General features: G+C 44.5%; 18 protein-coding genes. 11 read left to right on the forward strand and 7 right to left on the reverse strand.

Going from position 1 to position 20424, the window contains the following annotated elements; translation table 11 throughout:
* Positions 1-22: 22 nt before the first annotated feature.
* The 3 genes from HRQ91_RS09525 (at position 23) to HRQ91_RS09535 (ending at position 3118) form a co-directional block, all read left to right on the forward strand.
* Positions 23-775, forward strand: coding sequence for an amino acid ABC transporter ATP-binding protein (locus tag HRQ91_RS09525; protein WP_210119324.1), 753 nt, complete (start codon positions 23-25; stop codon positions 773-775).
* 1 nt (position 776) lies between these two features.
* Positions 777-1604, forward strand: a complete 828-nt coding sequence (locus HRQ91_RS09530; RefSeq protein ID WP_210119325.1) for a transporter substrate-binding domain-containing protein — start codon at positions 777-779, stop codon at positions 1602-1604.
* Positions 1605-1666: 62 nt separating this feature from the next.
* Positions 1667-3118, forward strand: a complete 1452-nt coding sequence (locus HRQ91_RS09535) for an MATE family efflux transporter (protein ID WP_210119326.1) — start codon at positions 1667-1669, stop codon at positions 3116-3118.
* 54 nt (positions 3119-3172) lie between these two features.
* Here HRQ91_RS09535 and HRQ91_RS09540 read toward each other — a convergent pair whose 3' ends face one another.
* On the reverse strand, positions 3173-4393 hold the full coding sequence (locus tag HRQ91_RS09540; RefSeq protein ID WP_246473210.1) for a Fic family protein: 1221 nt from the start codon (positions 4391-4393) through the stop codon (positions 3173-3175).
* 244 nt (positions 4394-4637) lie between these two features.
* On the opposite strand from HRQ91_RS09540, the gene HRQ91_RS09545 reads away from it, so the two are divergent.
* The 4 genes from HRQ91_RS09545 to HRQ91_RS09560 all read left to right on the forward strand — a co-directional run bounded on the left by HRQ91_RS09545 (position 4638) and on the right by HRQ91_RS09560 (position 8983).
* The gene (locus tag HRQ91_RS09545; protein ID WP_210119327.1) at positions 4638-5387 is read left to right on the forward strand and encodes a nucleotidyl cyclase domain-containing protein; all 750 of its coding nucleotides are present in this window, start codon (positions 4638-4640) and stop codon (positions 5385-5387) included.
* Positions 5388-5464: 77 nt separating this feature from the next.
* Positions 5465-6790: a bifunctional glutamate N-acetyltransferase/amino-acid acetyltransferase ArgJ gene (gene argJ, locus HRQ91_RS09550; protein WP_210119328.1), complete on the forward strand. Its 1326-nt coding sequence runs from the start codon at positions 5465-5467 to the stop codon at positions 6788-6790.
* Positions 6791-6855: 65 nt separating this feature from the next.
* Positions 6856-7773, forward strand: a complete 918-nt coding sequence (argB, locus tag HRQ91_RS09555; RefSeq protein ID WP_210119329.1) for an acetylglutamate kinase — start codon at positions 6856-6858, stop codon at positions 7771-7773.
* Between the two features lie 37 nt (positions 7774-7810).
* Positions 7811-8983, forward strand: coding sequence for an aspartate aminotransferase family protein (locus HRQ91_RS09560; protein WP_210119330.1), 1173 nt, complete (start codon positions 7811-7813; stop codon positions 8981-8983).
* A gap of 79 nt (positions 8984-9062) precedes the next feature.
* Here HRQ91_RS09560 and HRQ91_RS09565 read toward each other — a convergent pair whose 3' ends face one another.
* The gene (locus HRQ91_RS09565) at positions 9063-9899 is read right to left on the reverse strand and encodes a helix-turn-helix transcriptional regulator (RefSeq protein WP_210119331.1); all 837 of its coding nucleotides are present in this window, start codon (positions 9897-9899) and stop codon (positions 9063-9065) included.
* A 238-nt stretch (positions 9900-10137) separates the two neighbouring features.
* Between HRQ91_RS09565 and xylB the strand changes: the two genes are divergently transcribed.
* From xylB to HRQ91_RS09585, 4 genes are all read left to right on the forward strand, one after another.
* Positions 10138-11625, forward strand: coding sequence for a xylulokinase (gene xylB, locus HRQ91_RS09570; RefSeq protein ID WP_210119332.1), 1488 nt, complete (start codon positions 10138-10140; stop codon positions 11623-11625).
* Positions 11626-11731: 106 nt separating this feature from the next.
* Entirely contained in the window at positions 11732-13045 is a 1314-nt protein-coding gene (gene xylA / locus HRQ91_RS09575; protein ID WP_210119333.1) for a xylose isomerase, read from the forward strand.
* Between the two features lie 121 nt (positions 13046-13166).
* Complete coding sequence (locus tag HRQ91_RS09580; RefSeq protein ID WP_210119334.1) at positions 13167-14129, forward strand: DMT family transporter; 963 nt, start codon at positions 13167-13169, stop codon at positions 14127-14129.
* A gap of 21 nt (positions 14130-14150) precedes the next feature.
* On the forward strand, positions 14151-15497 hold the full coding sequence (locus HRQ91_RS09585; protein ID WP_210119335.1) for an ATP-grasp domain-containing protein: 1347 nt from the start codon (positions 14151-14153) through the stop codon (positions 15495-15497).
* On the opposite strand, the gene HRQ91_RS09590 is transcribed toward HRQ91_RS09585, so the two are convergent.
* From HRQ91_RS09590 to HRQ91_RS09610, 5 genes are all read right to left on the reverse strand, one after another.
* Positions 15481-16683 (reverse strand): galactokinase, encoded by a 1203-nt coding sequence (locus tag HRQ91_RS09590; RefSeq protein ID WP_210119336.1) that lies wholly within the window; start codon positions 16681-16683, stop codon positions 15481-15483. The genes HRQ91_RS09585 and HRQ91_RS09590 overlap by 17 nt on opposite strands.
* A 45-nt stretch (positions 16684-16728) precedes the next feature.
* Positions 16729-17592, reverse strand: coding sequence for a metal ABC transporter permease (locus HRQ91_RS09595; RefSeq protein ID WP_210119337.1), 864 nt, complete (start codon positions 17590-17592; stop codon positions 16729-16731).
* A complete protein-coding gene (locus HRQ91_RS09600) occupies positions 17583-18482 on the reverse strand; it encodes a metal ABC transporter permease (RefSeq protein WP_210119338.1) in 900 nt (299 codons plus the stop codon). Before HRQ91_RS09600 ends, HRQ91_RS09595 begins: the two co-directional genes overlap by 10 nt.
* On the reverse strand, positions 18479-19378 hold the full coding sequence (locus HRQ91_RS09605; protein WP_210119339.1) for a manganese/iron ABC transporter ATP-binding protein: 900 nt from the start codon (positions 19376-19378) through the stop codon (positions 18479-18481). The genes HRQ91_RS09600 and HRQ91_RS09605 overlap by 4 nt, the downstream gene beginning before the upstream one ends.
* 81 nt (positions 19379-19459) lie before the next feature.
* Complete coding sequence (locus HRQ91_RS09610) at positions 19460-20395, reverse strand: metal ABC transporter substrate-binding protein (protein ID WP_210119340.1); 936 nt, start codon at positions 20393-20395, stop codon at positions 19460-19462.
* Positions 20396-20424: the final 29 nt, after the last annotated feature.

Raw genomic sequence — 20424 nt, forward strand, 5'->3', positions numbered from 1 at the left:
AATTTAATAGGAAACTTATGAAATGCTTGAAATAAAAAATATAAAAAAATCCTTCGGAGAACTGGAAATTTTAAAAGGCGTGAGCCTTAACGTAAACAAGGGAGACGTCGTAGCCATAATAGGTCCCAGCGGATCCGGCAAAACAACCCTTTTACGCTGTATCAATTTTCTTGAAACCGCCGACAGCGGGCAGATGGTTTTTGACGGCGAATCTTTTGATCTTAACAGGGTAAGCAAAAAAACAGTGCTCAGGCTGAGAAAAAAGACGGCCTTCGTCTTTCAAAACTATAATCTGTTCCGCAATAAAACCGCGCTTCAAAATGTTACCGAAGGTTTGATCGTCGCAAGAAAGATGCCTAAAAAAGAGGCGGACAAAATCGCCATGGAAGCGCTTGAAAAAGTCGGCCTTTCGGACAAGGCGTCTTCCTATCCCCCTCAACTGTCGGGTGGCCAACAACAACGCGTAGCGATAGCGCGCGCTTTGGCGACCGAACCCGAAATAATATTTTTTGACGAACCTACTTCCGCCCTCGATCCCGAACTGATCGGCGAAGTTCTTTCCGTCATGAAACAGCTCGCCGACGACGGCATGACCATGCTCGTAGTCACTCACGAAATGAATTTTGCAAAAAATGTTTCTTCAAAAGTGATCTTTATGGAAAAAGGCAAAATTATCGAATGGGGCGACGCAAAGTCGTTTTTTAACGATCCGCACGAAGAACGTGTAAAAACATTTATCAATACGATACAAAAAAACAGTAAGGACGGAACTTAATATGAAAAAGAATATTTTTTTATGCAATTTTACAGCGTTTTTTTCGCTAGTTTTGATCTGCATCGCTTCTCTTGCCGGATGCACAAAAAAATCCGAAAAAACCGCCGATAACGGCGACTTGCTCGATCTGATAAAACAAAAAAATAAAATTACAATCGCTACCGAAGGAACTTGGTCTCCTTGGACTTTCCACGATGAAAGCAACACCCTCGTAGGTTTTGACGTGGAAGTGGGTCGAAAGATAGCGGAAAAACTCGGCGTAAAAGCAAATTTCGTGGAAGTGGAATGGGACGGGATCTTTGCGGGAATAGATTCAAGGCGTTACGACATAACCTTAAACGGCGTTGAAGTCACCGAAGAGCGCGCAGAAAAATACGATTTTACGGAACCTTACGCCTACATCCATACGGCAATCATAGTGCGCGGCGACAACGATAAAATCGCTTCGTTCGAAGACTTAAAAGGCAAACAGACCGCCAACACGCTGGCGAGCACCTATGCTCTCCTTGCCGAAAGCTACGGAGCTACGGCGGTCGGAGTAGACGATCTGAATCAGACGCTTGAACTTGTGCTTTCGGGGCGCGTAGACGCAACGCTGAATGCGGACGTCTCATACTATGATTACATGAAGGCTCATCCCGATGCAAACCTTAAAATCGTAGCGGTGACAAAAACGGCTTCTCTCGTTTCCATACCGTTAAGAAAGGACGGAACGACGGAATCACTGAGAGCTCACATAAACAAAGCCATAGAAGAACTTCGCTCCTCAGGAGAGCTTTCAGAGATCTCGATAAAATACTTCGGCAGCGATATCACAAAAAAAGAATAAGAGCGGCTGTTAAAAAAACAGCTGACTTTAGAAATAAACCCTAAGGGCAACTTGCTTATAATATGGCAGAAGTAATATCCGTAAACGCCGGCGATAATTCTCTTGCCGGCAACTGGAAAATTTTTAAGACGCTCATAAAACTCTCGATCCCCGTAATTATCGAACTTGTGTTTTCAACCTTGCTTCAATACGTAGACACGGCCATGGTAGGGCATCTGGGCGAAAAAGCCACCGCCGCCGTAAGCGTTACGACAACGATAAACTGGCTTATTGGCAGCATTCCGTTTGCGTTTGGCACATCTTTTCTTGCCCTGATCGCGCGTGCGGTAGGGAGCGGCGACGATGCTTACATTCATCGAGCCGCAAGACAGGCTCTTAAAATATCAACTTTGTGCGGAACAATTATAGGAATAATAGCGCTGTCGCTAAGTCCGTTTATTCCCGCATGGATGGGCGCCGAAACTTCGGTACAAAGACAAGCTTCCGTTTACTTTTTTATAATAAGCATTCCCATGGTCTTTCGCTCAATGCAGATCATATTGGCTTACGTTCTCAGAGCGGTAAAAGATACGCGTACGCCCATGTTCATAAGCCTTACCGAAAATATTTTAAACGTGATTCTGAATTATCTTTTGATATACGTTGCAAATCTTGGTGTAACGGGAGCCGCCGTAGGCACGGCGATCTCTTTTTCCGTATCGGGAATATTTATGCTATCGGCAGTGAAAAGACATAAGCTTCTTTCATCATCATTAGATAATAAGAATAATCCCGCTTTGAAAGCCGTCGCATTAACGGATGTAACGGTATCCTCGTCACAAAGCATATCCTCACGCCGCAACAGATTTTTCGACTTCGATATTCCGATAATCCGGGAATGCATAAAAATCGGTCTTCCCGTCTTGGGGACAAACATCACTTCCTGTCTGGGGCACGTGTGTTTTTCAGCGCTTGTTTCGGGAATGGGAACTTACATATTCGCGGCGCATTCCATAGCTGTCACTGCGGAAACTTTGTTTTACATCCCCGGATACGGCCTTCGCACGGCCACTTCAACACTCGCAGGAATTTCCTTAGGCGAAAAAAATAAAAACAAACTCTACAGCATAGAAAAAGTGAGCGTCGCGACTACGGTTTTAACAATGGTTTTAAGCGGTATTATTTTGTTTGCGGTTTCTCACCGGCTTATGGGAATTTTTACCGAAAGCAATCGCGTAATCATGCTCGGAGGAAGAATGTTAAAACTCGTAGCCTTTTCGGAACCGTTCTTCGGCCTTATGATAGTCTTTGAAGGCCTTTATTACGGACTCGGACGCACTCGCTACGCCTTTTGTTCGGAAACCGTTTCCATGTGGGGAGTACGCATTCTATTTACATTCCTTTGCGTAAAAATTTGGAAATTCGACTTACAGGCGGTCTGGTTTTGCATGATAGCGGACAATGTTTTAAAAGCCGTTTTGCTTTCCTTCCCCGCCCTCGTACCGAAACTCAGGCAAAAAATGCTTTCGATATAAAAGAAACAAGTGAACATGCAAATAAATTTTCCGGGCAAATCGGATGTAAAAAATTTATTTTACAAACAAGTCCAAATATTCGCTGAAGGCAAAAGAACAATTTCTTTTTCTTTCAGTTATTTCCCGTAAGATCCCTTTTTCAATGAACATATTTATAAGACTCCCGGACGCTTTAGGCGTAAGATCCGTAATTTTTTGCACCGCTTTTATAGACACTACAGGCGACGTAAAAAGGGCGTTAAGCAATTTATGTGCCGACCCGGATCTGCGCCCGGAACTGATTATTTTATTCTCCGCCTGCGCTTTTATCTGCATTATTTTTTGAAGAGTATTCGCTCCGTCCTCTGCAGTCTCTATAATTCCAAGCAGAAAAAATTTTATCCATTGCCCCAAATCGTTTTTTTCTCGCGTAATCGTTAATTTGTCGTAATACAGTGAACGATTTTTTTCAAGAAAAGCGGATAAATATAATAAAGGCTTATCAAGAATTTTATTTGCAACAAAAAACAGTGTAACCAACAAGCGTCCTATCCGCCCGTTCCCATCCAAAAAAGGATGGATGGTTTCAAACTGATAGTGAGCGATTGCAATTTTTATAAGGTTGGGAACATTTATTTCATCGTTATTTAAAAATTTTTCAAAATCGGAAAGAAGGCAGGGAAGCTTTTCCACTGCAGGCGGAACAAAGACCGCATCCACAATATTTGCGCCGCCGATCCAGTTTTGCGATGTTCTGAATTCCCCAGGAGTTTTACCTTCTCCGCGTCCGCTTGAAAGGAGTATTTTATGAGTGTCTCTAATCAATCTGCATGAAAGCGGCAGAGTTTTCAATTCTTCTATCGCCGAATTCATGGCTTTGACGTAATTATTAACTTCAAGCCAGTCGTCGCGCCTCTCCGGATCAACGGAAGATACGTCGTCAAGAGCTTCTTCGATATTAGTTCTTGTACCTTCGATTCTGCTTGATACAACGGCTTCTTTTAAAACGTGCATGCGAATAAACATGTCTATGTCCGGCACAAGTCTGGAAAAAGAATTAAGTTCCCCCAATCTTAACGATGCGGTTTCCAATAAGGTATTTAGAGAATCATCAGTGTATGAAAATGCATGATTTATAGGCGATGGGACAAAATATTTATATTTAAAACCCTGTTCCCATGTTCCGGATTCAAATTCTTCTATGAGCATATAAAGTCCTCTGTCATAGAATATACCCAAAAGTAAAATAACACAATATCTTATTTTACCTTTGGACACGAAAGTAAAATAACGCACAACCTTATTTTACTTTCATGTCTCAAAATACTCAAATCTCGACTTACAGTGCGCGTCAAAACGCGGCGAAATGTGCCGATTTTAGTACGCCGGTACAGCGATTTTACACGCCAGCGCGCCAATTTTTTCACGCGGCAGTTTTTCCACACATCGATTTTTCCATGCCGATCTTTACGTGTTTTTGCATATTGCTTGTCGCTGCATTGTATTTTACTATTTTTCAAATATATACTACAATAGATTCATGAGCGATGATCTAATGTCGGAACTAGGGCTTGGAACATCAGAAAGCGATACAATAGAACTTGATTCGCTCACCCTAGAAGCCTTAAAAAAGGGACCTATCGATATATTTGACAATGTATATCTCGGAGAAACAAGACCCCATTCTTTGATACTGTGTATTGACGTACGCGGTTTTAGTGATTTTATGTGCAACAATGAGGAAACTGTTGTTTTCGGGTTGATTAAATCTTTTACTTCCAATTTTCTTTCATGTCTTAACCAATTCGGCTACAACTGCTCTTATTACAAGCTTTTAGGCGACGGAGCCTTGGTAATATGGGATAAGCTGGACGGGGTTGCTATAAAAGAAGCTATTACGGTTTTTACAACATATATAGAATTTGCAAAGGAAGAATTATTTAAATCCTACAAAACTCTGTCAATAGGCGGAGCCTTGGTATTGGATAAAGTATATAAATATGAAATTTCGGCGGAAGCTTCCCAGCTGAAATATAGAGATTATGTCGGTTACGGAATAAATCTTGCCTGCCGTCTTCAAAACCTTGCAGTCGGAGGAGAACTCATTATAAGTAAAAACCTGGCAAGCATAGGCGCCATATATGCAAAAAAGAGTACAAACCCTGATTCAATAAAAAAGCTCAGAGCCCTTAAAGGCCTTAAAGAGGATGACAGGGAAGGAATTTATTTGTATCAGGATATAAATCCTAAAATTCTTTCAAAATTTAAGAATTTGAACTTAGATCTCTAAATTAAGCATTTTGCTTGTCGCCGTATTGCGTTTGTGTTATACTCGTATGCATAAATATTTAATCGGAGTGTATACTTATGCATTGCGACATATGCTTTATCGACGGAGGAGTTACGGCGCCGAAAGGATTTACGGCCAACGGAATCCTTTGTAAAATCAAGCCTTCCCGAAAAACGAACGATACGGCCCTTATATTTTCAGAAAAACCCTGCACGGCTGCAGGTCTTTTTACCCAAAACAGGGTCAAAGCCGAAAGCGTAAAACTTACTCAAAAAAACATTGCCGATGGAAAAATTCAAGCCGTCATAGCCAACAGCGGCAACGCCAATGCCTGTACGGGAAAAGAAGGAGCCGAAAACGCATACAGGATGGCAAAAAGCGCCGCCGACGCTCTGGGCATAAGCCCCGAAGACGTCATAGTCTGTTCGACAGGAGTCATAGGGCAGCAGCTCCCCGTAGAAAAGATCGAGCGCAACATGGAAAGTCTAAAATCAGGACTCTCGAAAAAAGGCCACGAACAGGCGCGCATTGCCATCATGACGACAGACACTCAATACAAAGAATGCGCCGTTAAAACCGTGATCGGCGGCAAAACCGTTACGATCGGCGCAATGTGCAAGGGAAGCGGAATGATCCACATAAATTTGGGAACGATGCTCTGCTTTATCACTACGGATTGCGCGGTAAACAGGCGGATGCTTGAAAAGGCCTTGCGCCTAAGCGCGGAAGGAACTTTTAACTGCGTTTCGATCGACGGCGACACAAGCACGAACGACACCCTTACGATTATGGCGAACGGTATGGCGGGCAACGCTCAAATAACATCGGAAGGAAAAGATTTTGACACATTCCTTGAAGCGTTGAACACTCTTAACACCGTCATGGCAAAAAAAATTGCAGCGGACGGAGAAGGCGCAAGCCGCCTGATCGAATGCCGAACGGTAGGAGCGAGAGATATAGAAAGCGCACGGCATCTTGCAAAAGAAATTATCGGCTCGAATCTTGTAAAAGCCGCAATGTTCGGTAAAGACGCAAACTGGGGACGCATTTTATGCGCAATGGGATATTCGACCGCATATTTTACGCCGGAAAAAACTTCGGTTTATTTTATAAGCCGCATCGATGCGCATCGGTATTTTACACCCGGCAAGGAAGACGAGGCGGGTCTTCTTTCGGAAAAAATTCCTGATAACGAAATATTGAAAAAAGACGGAATTAAAGCCATAAAAGTCTTCGAACTGGGAGTTCCACTAAATTTTGACGAAGAGCTTGCAAAAGAAATATTAAAAGAAGAAGTTGTCCAAATACTTGTTACGATGGAAGACGGAAACGCGGAAGCGAGGGCGTGGGGCTGCGATTTGACTTACGACTATGTAAAAATCAACGGCGACTATCGCACATAAAGGCGGCGGTATTTAAATTGGCGCGCCGTGATGTGTTATAAAAACCGTATTTTAAGGATGTGACCATGGAAAAGGATGTGAGAATCAAAGACTCGGAAGATACAGCCAACGGGAATGAAAAACCCTTGGACAACGAACACTGGTCAAACGTACTGATTCAAGCGATGCCCTATTTTAAACAGTGGGTGGGCAAAATAGTAGTCGTAAAATACGGCGGGAATGCAATGCTTAACGACGAACTTAAATCCGCCGTCATGAAAGACCTTGTGCTTCTTAATACGATCGGAGTTCAAGTAGTGCTGGTTCACGGCGGCGGCCCTGAAATCAATAAAATGCTTGAGCGGGTAGGAAAAGAAAGCCGCTTCGTAAACGGACTTCGCTACACGGACAGCGAAACGATGGAAATAGTCCAAATGGTTTTGACCGGCAAGTTGAATAAAGACATAGTAGGCCTTCTGCTGCAGGAAGGCGGAAGAGCCGTAGGACTAAGCGGTATGGATTCCGCATTGCTTCGCGCAAAAAAAGTTTCAAAAGGCGAAGACTTGGGTTTGGTTGGAGAAGTCACCCAGGTAAATCCCCAAATCATAATATCCTTATTGGACGAAGGTTTTATACCGGTAATATCTACGGTCGCACTGGGCGAACAAGGCGATCCCAACTATTACAATATAAACGCCGACACCGCAGCCGCAAAGATCGCAGTCGCTCTTAAAGCCGAAAAATTTCTGCAGCTTACGAACGTTCCCGGCGTTTTAAAAGACACGGACGACCCTATGTCGCTCATCCACAGAATACGCGCCTCGTCGGTGCCGGATCTTATCGAAAACAAAATCATAGTCGGCGGCATGATTCCCAAGGTGGAATGCTGCATGATAGCGCTAAAAGGCGGCGTTCCCAGAGCCCACATAATCGACGGACGCGTTCCGCATTCGCTTTTGATCGAAATGTTCAGCGACAGAGGAATCGGAACGATGATATATTGAAATAAGAGTATAAAAAGATTTTTAATTAAGGTGCATTATGGAAAAATTAATTGTAAATAATTACGGCAGTTTCGACACGGTTTTTGTAAAAGGAAAAGGCGCCCGGCTGTACGACAGGGACGGCAAAGAATACATAGATTTTCTGTCCGGAATCGGAGTTAATTGCCTCGGACACAACTATAAACCGCTCGTCAAAGCGATAAAAAAACAAGCCTCAAAAGAAATACACATTTCAAACTATTATCTAAGCGACGTCGGAATAAAATTCGCCCAAAGACTCCTTGCCGTCACGGGTTTTGAAAAAGGGTTTTTCGGAAATTCCGGCGCAGAAGCAAACGAAGCGGCGATAAAACTCGCACGCAAATACGGATATTTAAATGGCGGTAAAAAACGCAGCGTGATTTATACGCTTGAAAATTCTTTTCACGGAAGAACAATCGCTACCCTTACGGCCACAGGGCAGGAAAAATTCCATCCTCCGTACTTTGCTCCTTATGTCGAAGGATTTAAGACCATAAAGGCAAATGATTTTGAAGCGATAAAGAGCGCGTTTGACGACACTACGGCGGCTCTCATGATCGAATGCGTTCAGGGCGAAGGCGGAGTAAACCTTGTAGACGAAAAATGGGCAAAGGCGGCGGCGGAACAAGCGCGTAAAGCAGGTGCGATCGTGATTGCGGATGAAGTTCAAACCGGAATCGGCCGCACGGGAACCTTTCTTGCGTGCGAGACGCTGGGCTTCGAACCTGAAGTCGTTACGCTGGCCAAGGGGATCGCCGGCGGCGTGCCTATGGGGGCATGCCTGTTCAGGGGAAAGGCTGCAAACGTTTTTTCAGCAGGCGATCATCAGTCGACATTTGCAGGCAACCCGCTCGCATGCGCCGCCGGCCTCGTCGTATTGAGCACGCTCGCATCCGAAGGCTTTATGGACAAGGTAAACGAAAATGGGGACTTCATACGCAGCTCCATACGCAGCTGGGATTCCCCCATCGTACGAGACGTTCGCGGCAAAGGTCTCATGATCGGCGTAGAAATCGTTCCGTCAATAAAACCTTTCGACATAGAGGTCGCCTGTATGAAAGAAGGTCTTTGTACTTCCGTTGCGGGAAATTCCGTCGTTCGTTTTCTCCCGCCGCTTGTGATCGGTAAAAAAGAAATGGACAAGGGTCTTTCTATTTTTAAAAAAGCGCTGGATTCCTTTTCAAACTAAAATACCGACTTTTGCAGCCCCTCCTCGCGAGCGGTCGCCTTACTTAAAAACGGCAAGACGTCGCGGTTGCCGCTCACATTCATCTGCCGTATAATTTACGGTAAGCGCTGGGGCACAGTCCCGCGCATTTTTTAAATATTCTTGAAAAATGGAACGGATTTTCAAAAGACATTTTTTTTGAAATATCGCTTATGGAAAGATCTGTGTTGCATATCATTGCCGCGGCCGTTTTTATCTTAAGCCTGTAAAAGTATTGCAACGGCGTAATGTTCATCTTCTTTCTAAAGATTCTAATATAATGTTCCGGTGAAATTCCCAGTTCTCCCGCAAGATCTTCAACTTTAAGATTTTGATAGATCCTGTCTTCCATGATTTTTATCGACTGTTCGACTCTGCCGCCGCTTACGGGAACATCCGCAGCAATATCCGTCCGCGGCTCCGAAATATGCGCCTTAGTTCCCATAAAAAACCTATATATGAGGCCTTGCGTCAAAAGCTCGGCGGATTTTTTCAAAATTTTATCTTTGGAATTTGCGTAATGAAAAATTTCTTCAAATATAAACTGAACGCTGCTTTCTTCCACGATCTGCCTTTTTTCCGCAGAGCTTGAAAGGCGGCTCAAACACTCGTACATACGGCGGTCCTTTTTAGGAGCGAGCGAAAATAAAATCGCATAATAGGTTATGGGCTTTACGATCCTGTCCGGCAAAATGGAATGAAATTCCTGCGGCAAGGTCAAAAATATTGTCTTATTGCTGATAGGAATTCTTTTTTTATTCGACAAAAACGAACCCGCCCCTTCCACAAAGAAATGAATTTCAAATTGCCTTTCCTTGTGAGAGTGATACCTTCCGTTCCACGAAGCCTTATGTCCCATAAACATGAGATACACATAGACCGCATCGATAATATTCATAACCGTATTATATAATATCAATTATAGATATGTAAAATCAATTTTTGCTATGTCAGCGAAAGAATTTATAATTGATAATTAAGGAAACACTGATTAAATGCGCTCCTCGCTTTAATCAGCTCTTCCTTAATTAAAAGACGGTTCCGTCTTTTAAGGATGTCCGGCAGACATATCATATTTTGATCCGGCATCTGTTTATTTTTTCTTTTTGATTATATGCTACGGCATGGAGAGGACTATGAAAACAGTAGCGGGAATAGATCTCGGCACACAGAGCATGAAGATAGTCGTATACGACTATCTTAAACGGACGGAAGTTATTAAAACGTCGGCAAAAATCGATATGATTGCCGAAAACGACGGCACTCGCGAACAAAAAACACAGTGGTACAGGGACGCCCTAAAGTCCTGCTTTGAACGAATTCCTGCTGAAATAAGAGCTTCCATAAGAGCGTTGGGAGTTTCAGGCCAGCAGCACGGTTTTGTCGCTCTGGATAAAAATGCGGAGCCGGTTTACAACATTAAACTTTGGAACGACACTTCAACACTCGAAGAGTGCAAAGCGCTTACAAAAAAACTGGGCGGAGACGAAAAAGTCATAGAGGAAGCGGGAAACGTGATTATACCGAGTTTTACCGCCGGAAAGATTCTGTGGCTCAAAGAGCACAAAAGAGAAGCGTTTAAAGCCATGCGTTACATAATGCTCCCGCACGACTATGTTAATTTTTTGCTTACGGGAAATTATGTTATGGAATACGGCGACGCGTCCGGGACGGTGCTGCTAAACGCCAAAAAACATATATGGTCGAAAAAGATATGCGATGCCATAGATCCTATCTTATATGAAAAACTTCCGCCTTTGATTTCTCCGGATAAGGCGGCCGGAGTAGTTTGCAAAAAAGCGAGCGGCGAATTCGGCATTCCCGAGGGAATCGTCGTGTCTTCAGGCGGCGGCGATAATATGATGGGCGCCATAGGGACGGGAACGGTGGAAGAAGGAATTCTTACCATGAGCATGGGAACTTCGGGAACTCTTTACGGGTACTCGGACAACCTGGTAGCCGATCCTTTAAACGGAATTTCAGGATTCTGTTCGTCTACGGGCGGATACCTTCCTCTCCTATGCACTATGAATTGTACCGTCGTAACCGAATACACGCGAAGCCTTTTCGGCCTCAGCGTCAAAGACTTTGACGAAGAAGCCGCAAAATCCGTGCCGGGAGCGGACGGAGTATTTATAATGCCGTATTTGAACGGGGAGCGCTTTCCTCACCTGCCGCACGGCAAATGCAGCATAGAAGGCCTTACCGCAGGAAACTACAGGAAAGAAAATATCTGTCGCGCCGCTTTGGAAAGCGCGGCCTTCGCAATGAAGGGAGGAATCGAACTTTTTGAAAAGCTCGGGTTTAAAGCAAAGGAAATCCGTCTCATAGGCGGCGGCGCAAAAAGCGCAATATGGCGGCAAATAACGGCGGACATAATGGGTTTTCCTATCGTCATGCCGCTTTACGACGAAGCCGCCGCCCTAGGAGCGGCATTGCAGGCTCTTTACGTGCTTGAGCTTTCCGAAGGCAAAAAAGTTTCAATAGCTTCTTTGTGCGCGGAACACGTAAAGATAAACGGCACTGCGTCTACTGTTCCGAATCCTCAAAACCGTAAAGCATACGACGCGCGGTACGATGATTACAGAACCATGCTGGGCTGTTTGAGCGGCCTTTATAAATAAAATTGAACAGTGCGCTCATGCGCTCTAACTGCGCAAAACGCGCACGAATAAGCCGTCCTCGAAAATTGAAGACTTTTTGCGGCGGCCATTTTAATGGAGGTTTGTTATGTCGTTTTTTAAAGGTTCAAAAGAGTTTTTCCCCGGCGTAGGGGAAATCAAGTACGAGTGTCCCAAGTCAAAAAATCCGCTTGCATTCAAATATTATGACGCGGAAAAAACCGTGGGCGGCAAAAAGATGAAGGATTGGCTCCGATTTGCCGTCGCCTACTGGCATTCGTTCTGCGCCGACGGAACGGATCCTTTCGGCTCAAAGACAAGAATTTTTTCATGGCAGAACGCCGAAGAAAAAGCCGACGCGGCGTTCGAGTTCTTTACAAAACTCGGAGCGGGATATTACTGTTGGCATGACCGCGACATTTCGCCCGAAGGAGGGAGTCCCGAAGAGAGCGTTAAAAATCTTGATCACATTACCGACTTGCTTTTGGAACGCCAAAAAGCTACGGGCGTAAAGCTTCTCTGGGGAACGGCAAACGTGTTTACGAACCCCAGGTATATGAACGGCGCAGCGACGAATCCCGATTTCCAGCTGGTGGCGCAGGCGGCGTCTCAAGTCAAAGCTGCGATCGACGCGACCATAAAACTCGGCGGATCCGGCTATACGTTCTGGGGCGGACGCGAAGGCTATATGAGCCTTTTAAATACGGATATGAAGGCCGAAAAAGAACACCTCGCGCTTTTTTTAAGCATGGCCCGCGATTATGCTCGCAAACACGGATTTAAAGGCTGTTTCTACATCGAACCCAAACCTATGGAGCCTTCGAAACATCAGTATGATTTTGACAGCGAAACCGTCATAGGATTTTTGCGCTCGCACGGTCTTGACAAAGACTTTAAATTAAACATCGAAGCGAACCACGCGGAGCTCGCAGGACACGACTTCGTGCATGAGCTTACGGTATGTGTGGACAACGGAATGCTAGGTTCCGTGGACGCGAACAGAGGCGATCCCATGAACGGCTGGGACACGGATCAATTTCCCGCAAGCATATATGAAACGACAAACGCAATGCTGCAGATAATCCGCATGGGCGGCTTTAAAACCGGCGGACTCAATTTCGATTCGAAGGTGCGGCGAAATTCAAACGCGCCGGAAGATCTGTTTATAGCGCATATAGGCGGAATGGATATTTTTGCGCGCGGCCTTGAAAAAGCGTTCGCAGTCTTGGACGACGGCAGAATCCCTGAAATGCTTAAAGAACGCTATTCGAGTTTTAAAAGAGGGAACGGTAAAAAATTTACCGACGGCAAGATGACGATGGAAGAACTGGCCGATCTTGCCGGTCCTTATGAAAAAGTCGCTTCCACATCGGGAAAACAGGAATTATACGAAAACATAATGAATGAAATTATCTTAGGATGATCCTTAAACCCCGTGCCTTCACGCACGGGGCATCACTGTCGTCCTTGCCATTATTCGGCACAATTTGTAATCAGGCGGGATCTTATTCGCGCCTTCACTTGAATTTTATAAGAGGAATATTTTGAAATCATCGATAAAAGCCGAAGTTCCGTTTTTTAAACGCACCATTGTCGTATTTTTGTGCGCGGCGATATGCTGCGCGTTTTGGGGAAGTTCCATGCCCTGCATAAAAGGCGGCTACGCTCTTTTTTCAATCGGATCCGACAACATCCCCGCACGAATACTTTTTGCAGGAGTGCGTTTTATAATAGCCGGAATTCTTACGATTTTAAGCGGAAGTTTCGGAGCAAAAAAGTTTCTTATTCCCATAGATAAAAGTTCATGGATCCGTGTTTTTGTCCTTTGTACGTTCCAAACGGTTTTGCAATACTTTTTTCTTTACGGCGGACTTGCGCACACATTAGGCGTCAAATCGGCGATCATAGGAGCGACAAACGTATTCGCTTCAATACTTGTAGCGTCCTTAATATTCCGACAAGAAAAACTTACGCTTCGAAAAATCATAGGATGCCTGATCGGTTTTTGCGGCGTCGTAATACTAAATCTGTTCGGTACGGGCGGAATTTTGCAAACGGATCTTTCTTTTAAGTTTATTGGAGAAGGTTTTTTGTTTTTATCGGCCATTGCGCACGGGGTCGCCGCAGCCCTCCTTAAAAAATTTTCAAAAAACAATAATCCCGTAATGCTGAGCGGTTGGCAATTTTTCTTCGGCGGCGTGATCATGGCGACGGCAGGATATTCCGCCGGAGGAAGGATGATCGTTGCCGACGGAATGTTTTTCGCGGCCGTATCGCTCTTAATCTACATGGCCCTAATAAGCACGGTCGCCTATTCTTTATGGGGAATACTTTTAAAATACAATCACGTTTCAAAGGTTGTTATCTTCGGATTTTTAAATCCCGTATTCGGGGTTATTTTTTCGGCAGTATTTTTAAATGAAGCGAACAGAACGGGAAGCGTTGCGATCATTTCACTTTTGCTGGTATGCATAGGAATCATCGTAGTATCAAAGGGGAAAAACTAATCTGCAAATCAGAAGATCCGCATGAATATCGTTTTTTACAGCAGCAATTCAAACAGGTTTGACGGCTCGTCCGTTTCTTTTAAGACAAAACCGTCTTGTAAAAGCGAATGGGACGATTTGGCAAAAAAGTATCCCGAGCATAATTTTTTTATCGTCACTCAAATGCCGGGAATGTTTTTGCTGGACATTGAAAAAAATGAGATTCGAGAAAAATCTCCGAGCGTTCGGTACGTAATCAGCGAAAAAACCGAAGTAAAAGATATTGCCCGTGAAATCCTTGATCTGAAACCGGATATCGCCATGGCCGTAACTTTTTGGACGGCTCCTTACGACTGGCTTTCTATAAAGGATTCAATGATCGCCGAAGAACTTTCGGCGCACGGCGTAAAAACCGTGTGCAGCCCCGCAAAGAGCGCCTTTCAATGTTTTGACAAAAATATGACGCACGTACTTTTGGAAAATTCGGGCTTTAAAATGCCTAGGGCGGTATATGTTCACCACGGACTTTTCAGATGTGAAGCGGGATGCAAGGAAGTAAGAGAAAACGTTTACAGAGAATATATTCTCTCTCAGATAGAAAAGCTTAATTTTCCCGTAATAATAAAAGACACGGTAGGGCTTAGTTCCTACAAGGCGGAAGTTATTCCGACGTATAAGAGCGCAAAATCCTATCTTTTTTCACGTAAAAACTCTTTTGACCGGATAGTGGAAGAATATGTTTCGGGTATTCAATTCGGAGCTGAAATTTACGGAAGCGGCGAACAATACACTGTTATGCCGCCGTTTATGTTTTCGGTAAACAGTTTTGGCATTACGAGCCCTAAACAGAGCGTAAAGGTCGGCCCCGTTACGAATAAAAAATATAAGATAGGTAAATTAAAGAAGATGCTTAAATCTCTTGCAAAGACCGTACGCCTTGAAGGAATAATGCAAGTCGATTTGGTGTTTTCAGACGGCCAATGGTATATCCTTGAAATAAACTCGCGTCTTTCAGGCATAAGCCGCTCATACGCCGCCGCACAAAACAAATCCTTGTATCTTGTACTTATGGAAATTCTTTCGGCGGCAAAAGCAAAACGGCCCGTACGACCGGGAAAAACAAAATACGTATGCAATTTTAAAATGCCCGTTTTAACCGAAAGCCAAATCGAAAAGCTTTATGAAATTCCCTTTGTAAGGCGCATAGATCAAATTCACGATGCGGCGGCTTCACAGCGGCGCGCGCAAGGTTTTTGCGAAATAATTTTCGGAGGAACTTCTTCCGCCGGCGAATTGCAAAATCAACTGGATTTTATCGCGGCCGAATTTCCTCAGCTGATAGAGCCGGTATTTTTTAAAAACGCAAAGGAACTTATAGAGCGTCTGTAATTTCTTTTACGCCGTCGCCTGATGTGCATATAAAAAAACCTGCGTTGTAGCCGGTAACAGCTGTATACGCTTTTTGAACGGCTTCGACAAAAGAAGGCGTCTTGTCTTTACGGACTAATGCGATCGCGCAACCGCCGAATCCCGCTCCCGTCATCCTGGATCCTATGCAGCCTTCCTGTGCGTTCGCCGCTTCGGTAAGCGTATCGAGCTCTATTCCTGTAACTTCATAATCTTCCTTTAACGACTTGTGAGAAGCCTTTAAAAGCTCCCCTACATTATGCAAGTCGCCTGTTTTAAACGCCTTTACCGCTTCAAGGACGCGCTCGTTTTCAGTGACGCAGTGACGGACTCTCGAAAAGATTACTGGATCCTTAATGATTCCGGCGCACTTCTCAAATTCCGCATAGGAAAGAGCGCATAAATTGGGAATTTCAATTCCCGCTTCCTGAAGGGTTTTAAGCCCAGCTTCACACTGCGATCGCCTTTCATTGTATTTGGAATCCGCAAGTTGCCGCTTTTTATTCGTATTCATAACCACAAACACGTAATCGCCCAATTTAAGCGGAACGTATTCAAACTCCAGCGTTGCGCAGTCCAAAAATTCGGCCGTATCTTTTTTTGCCGTAGAAATTATAAACTGATCCATAATTCCGCATTTTACGTTCATAAACTCATGCTCGCTCTCTTGGCCTGCGAGAGCGATGTCCGTACGGCTTATGTTAAGGTTAAACAGACAGTTTACGGCGTAGGCAAACCCGCATTCCAGAGCCGAAGAAGATGATATTCCTCCGGCAGGAGGAATGTCGCTTGCTATAAGAGCGTCAAAACCCGACTTAATAAGGCCGCTTTTTCGCTTTAAGACTGAAAGAACTCCGTTAAGATAATTTGCATAGTCGTTTTCCTTTTTAAAAACGAACTTGTCGTTTATGTCGAAGTCGAAAAGTCCGGGGAATTTCAAATCTCTGTATGAAACCCTTGTGTCCGGCCGCAGTCTTACGGCAACATAAAGATATTTATCTATGGCTGCCGGAAGAACTTTACCGCCGTTATAGTCTATGTGCTCGCCTATTATGTTTATTCTGGCGGGAGCGGAAAATATTCTGGCTTCATTTTCCGTTCCACCGTAAATTTTTGCAAATTCCCTTTTTAATAAGGAAGGATTGAATTTATTGTCCGTATCTTTCATTCTGTGATCTTATACCGATTCGAACCGGCAATTCAAGGGCAAAATTCAACTCGGAGTGCGGAGCGAGTTTAAAAAAGCTTTTCGGCGCACAACAATCCCGTATTTGGGAGCGGCGATCATTGCAAAAACAAAAAAAAGCGTTTGTACAAGAATGATACAGGCCCCCGTCGCGCCGTTTAAATAATAGCTTACGTATGTGCCTATTAGGGCGCTGAGCATTGCCGAACAAGACGAAATAAAAAGCATTCGGTCAAGTTTATCGGTAAGGAGATACGCAATGCAGCCGGGCGTAATGAGCATGGCGACCGTAAGCAAAATTCCTGCAGCCTGCAAGGAAGCTACTATCGTAAGAGCCGTAAGCGAAAGAAAAAGATAGTGAATGCCCTTTACGTTTAAACCTACGGCCTTTGCGTAGTTCTTATCAAACAGATAAAGAAGAATATCTTTGCGCTTGGCCGTCACTACGACAAGAGTTATTCCCGCACATATCACAGCTTGTACCATATCGTGAGTTTCGATCCCCAAAAGGCTTCCGAAGAGTATATGCATAAGATGTACGTTTGTGCGAACCTTTGTGACAAGGATCAGCCCTGTCGCCATCATACCGGTAAACACCGTTCCCATAACGGAATCTTCGTGAATTCGGCTGTGGTCTTTTATCCAACCCGTCAGTAAAGCGTTAAGCAGCCCTGCAAAAAAGGCGCCGGCTCCGAGCGGAATGTGAGCAAGATAAGCTATGACAATCCCCGGCAGCACAGCATGTGAAATTGCGTCTCCCATAAGCGACCAGCCTTTTAAAATCAGATAACAGGAGATAAGGGCGCATACAGCTCCGATCAGAGCCGCCATGAGCAAAGCTTTAATCATAAATCCGTACACAAGCGGTTCAATAATTTTTGCTAAAAACATGGGTCTTTCCTCCCGTTGCCGTGCCGTTCGGTAAAAAAATTTTTTACGGATTTTATCGCACGCATTCTCGCCGCTATTATTCCGTGCCGCGGAGCAAAAAAAAGAATTGCAGTAAACACAAAAAACTGCAAAGTCACGATACAGCCTCCGGCGGAACCGTTTAAAAAATAGCTTATATAAGCGCCTAAAGAAGACGTAACGACGCCTATAAATACGGAAAGCTTCATCATCGTAGAAAATCGATCGGTTAAAAGATATGCGACGGCTCCCGGCGTTACAAGCATTGCCACCACAAGAATACTTCCTACGGTCTCTAAGGCTGCGATCGCCGTAGCGGCAAGCAGCGTGAGAAGCAGCAAATGCAGCGCATTAACGTTAAGCCCTATCGCACGGGCATGAGCGGCGTCAAAAGAGAACAATCTGAGGTCTTTCCATATGAGCAATATTACGGAAAGGCTTATTCCCGCAATGATAAGGGTCTGAATAATATCTTTGTCTGCAATTCCGAGGATGTTTCCCATGATGATCGTATTTAGGCTTATGTTGCTTGGAAAAAGCGATATAAGTAAAACCCCCGCAGCAAAAAAAGTCGTATATACTATTCCTATTACGGCATCTTCGCGTATCCTCGTTCTTTTTTTTACAAAATCCATCGCAAATGCGGCAAGCATTCCGCTTATAAAAGCTCCGATCGAAAATGGTATTCCTATTATGTAGGCGGCTGCGACACCGGGGACTACCGCATGTGAAAGGGCGTCTCCGAGCAGCGACCAACCTTTTAGGACAACAAAGCATGAAAGCAAAGCGCACGCTCCGCCTATTGCGCCGCTTACCAAAATCGCCTTTATCATGTATTCGTATTGAAAAGGAATCAGTAAATTTATGCTCATTTATCATTCGTCCTTTGAAGAACATCAGTGTTTCTTATACCGCTCAAGTCCGGATCGCCTCCGTTTTTAAGAATCAGAGCTCCTTCGTCATCCGTAAGAATTCTAAATTCGTGCCGGCTTTCTTTGGGATCGTCCGTGTGATCGAACCTGACGCTTCTAAGGGCGCCTCCGAACGCTTCGATAAGGTTATCGGCCGTAAACGTCGTTTCGGTGGGACCGGATGCAAGAACCGTCCTGTTTATAATCACTACATGGTCGCAGAATTCGGGAACGGAACCTAAGTCATGCGTAGAAACCAAGATCAGATGGCCGTCGTCTCTAAGTTCCCGAAGGAGCTCTATTATCGCCGTCTCCGTTTTCAGATCGACTCCCGTAAACGGTTCGTCAAGAAGGATGATTTTTCCCTGTTGCGCCAAGGCTCTCGCAAGAAAGATCCGTTTTTTTTGGCCGCCTGAAAGCTCTCCTATCTGTCGATCTTTAAAATCCTGCATTTGTACACGCTCAAGGCTGTGAGCGACAATTTCTTTATCGCGTTTACCGGGAATACGAAAAAGATTCATACGGCCGTATCGCCCCATCATTACGACATCCCATACGCTTACGGGAAACGACCAATCCACTTCTTCCGACTGCGGAACATATGCTATAAGGTTTTGTTTGTGCGCCGTGTTCACGGGCATTCCGCAAATCTTTACGAAACCTTTTACGGGTTTGATAAAGCCCATAATAGTTTTAAATAACGTGGATTTGCCGCTGCCGTTAACGCCGACAAGAGCCGTAATTGTTCCGGCGCTCAATTTAAATGACGCATTATAAAGCGCTACATGTCCGTTATTATACGCTGCGCTTACGTCGCTTACTTCAATCTCAACGGGAAAGTTCAAACTCGGATCCATAATTTTACCTCACCGTGTTGCGTAACAACTTTTTACAAGCTGTCCTCGCATTTTTAAAGTTACCTCTAAAAATTGCAGTTTTTAGAGGTTCCCTTCAAAACCTTTTACGATAGTATTTGCATTGTATTCAAGCATTTTCAAATACGTCGGAGCGTCTCCGTCCTCATAGGTTAAAGAATCAACATACAAAACGCCTCCGTAATAAGCGCCGGTCTCTTTGCAGACCTGAAGCTGCGGTTTATTGCTGATAGTGCTTTCGGAAAAAGCGACGGGGATCTTATTCTTTCGTATAGTGTCCACAACTTTTTGAATTTGCCGGGGACTTCCCTCTTCGTCGGCATTCACAGGCCATAAATACAATTCCTTCATATCGTAGTCGCGAATAAGATACGAAAAGGCGCCTTCGCATGTTACCAGCCATCTTTGTTCGGCAGGTATTTCCAAAAGTTTTTCAGCCATAAAGACGTCGACTTTTTTGATGTTTTCGCTATAAGACGCAGCGTTGGCGTCGTATGTTTTTGCGTTAGCCGGATCCAAGTCCGTAAACGCTTTTCGAATATTTTCTACATATATAAGAGCGTTTTTAGGAGACATCCATGAATGCGGATTAGGCATACCGTCATACGGTCCCTCTCCGATTCCCAGAGGTTCTATTCCGTCGCTCAAATTTACGCTCGGCACGTTTTTTACGCTTCCCATGAATTTTTCAAACCAGCGCTCAAGTCCAAAGCCGTTCCTCAATACAAGATCCGCAGACTGCGCTTTTACGATATCGAGCGGAGTCGGTTCATACTCGTGTATTTCAGCTCCCGGCTTGGTGATGGATTCTACGAGAATCTTATCTCCTCCGATATTCTGCGCCATGTCCTGAAGAATCGTAAACGTAGTTACCACCCGTTTGGGGCGCACCGAAACCTGCGCACTCGCCGTCTCCGCGCTTTTTTTTGAGCATCCCGTCGTAACGGCCGAAACGGCGACCAAAGCGACTGCAGCAACAGATCTGATATATTTTTTCATTTAACCACTCCTATAAAAACGGCGTGCGA

Origin of the sequence: Treponema parvum (assembly GCF_017893965.1) — a bacterium.
GTDB lineage: Bacteria > Spirochaetota > Spirochaetia > Treponematales > Treponemataceae > Treponema_D > Treponema_D parvum.

Bases quoted from the DNA above. Each gene is read 5' to 3' on its own strand.
- HRQ91_RS09525 (WP_210119324.1), top strand. From the start codon at position 23: ATGCTTGAAATAAAAAATATAAAAAAATCCTTCGGAGAACTGGAAATT.
- HRQ91_RS09530 (WP_210119325.1), top strand. From the start codon at position 777: ATGAAAAAGAATATTTTTTTATGCAATTTTACAGCGTTTTTTTCGCTA.
- HRQ91_RS09535 (WP_210119326.1), top strand. From the start codon at position 1,667: ATGGCAGAAGTAATATCCGTAAACGCCGGCGATAATTCTCTTGCCGGC.
- HRQ91_RS09545 (WP_210119327.1), top strand. From the start codon at position 4,638: ATGAGCGATGATCTAATGTCGGAACTAGGGCTTGGAACATCAGAAAGC.
- argJ (WP_210119328.1), top strand. From the start codon at position 5,465: ATGCATTGCGACATATGCTTTATCGACGGAGGAGTTACGGCGCCGAAA.
- argB (WP_210119329.1), top strand. From the start codon at position 6,856: ATGGAAAAGGATGTGAGAATCAAAGACTCGGAAGATACAGCCAACGGG.
- HRQ91_RS09560 (WP_210119330.1), top strand. From the start codon at position 7,811: ATGGAAAAATTAATTGTAAATAATTACGGCAGTTTCGACACGGTTTTT.
- HRQ91_RS09565 (WP_210119331.1), bottom strand. From the start codon at position 9,899: ATGAATATTATCGATGCGGTCTATGTGTATCTCATGTTTATGGGACAT.
- xylB (WP_210119332.1), top strand. From the start codon at position 10,138: ATGAAAACAGTAGCGGGAATAGATCTCGGCACACAGAGCATGAAGATA.
- xylA (WP_210119333.1), top strand. From the start codon at position 11,732: ATGTCGTTTTTTAAAGGTTCAAAAGAGTTTTTCCCCGGCGTAGGGGAA.
- HRQ91_RS09585 (WP_210119335.1), top strand. From the start codon at position 14,151: ATGAATATCGTTTTTTACAGCAGCAATTCAAACAGGTTTGACGGCTCG.
- HRQ91_RS09590 (WP_210119336.1), bottom strand. From the start codon at position 16,683: ATGAAAGATACGGACAATAAATTCAATCCTTCCTTATTAAAAAGGGAA.
- HRQ91_RS09595 (WP_210119337.1), bottom strand. From the start codon at position 17,592: ATGTTTTTAGCAAAAATTATTGAACCGCTTGTGTACGGATTTATGATT.
- HRQ91_RS09600 (WP_210119338.1), bottom strand. From the start codon at position 18,482: ATGAGCATAAATTTACTGATTCCTTTTCAATACGAATACATGATAAAG.
- HRQ91_RS09605 (WP_210119339.1), bottom strand. From the start codon at position 19,378: ATGGATCCGAGTTTGAACTTTCCCGTTGAGATTGAAGTAAGCGACGTA.
- HRQ91_RS09610 (WP_210119340.1), bottom strand. From the start codon at position 20,395: ATGAAAAAATATATCAGATCTGTTGCTGCAGTCGCTTTGGTCGCCGTT.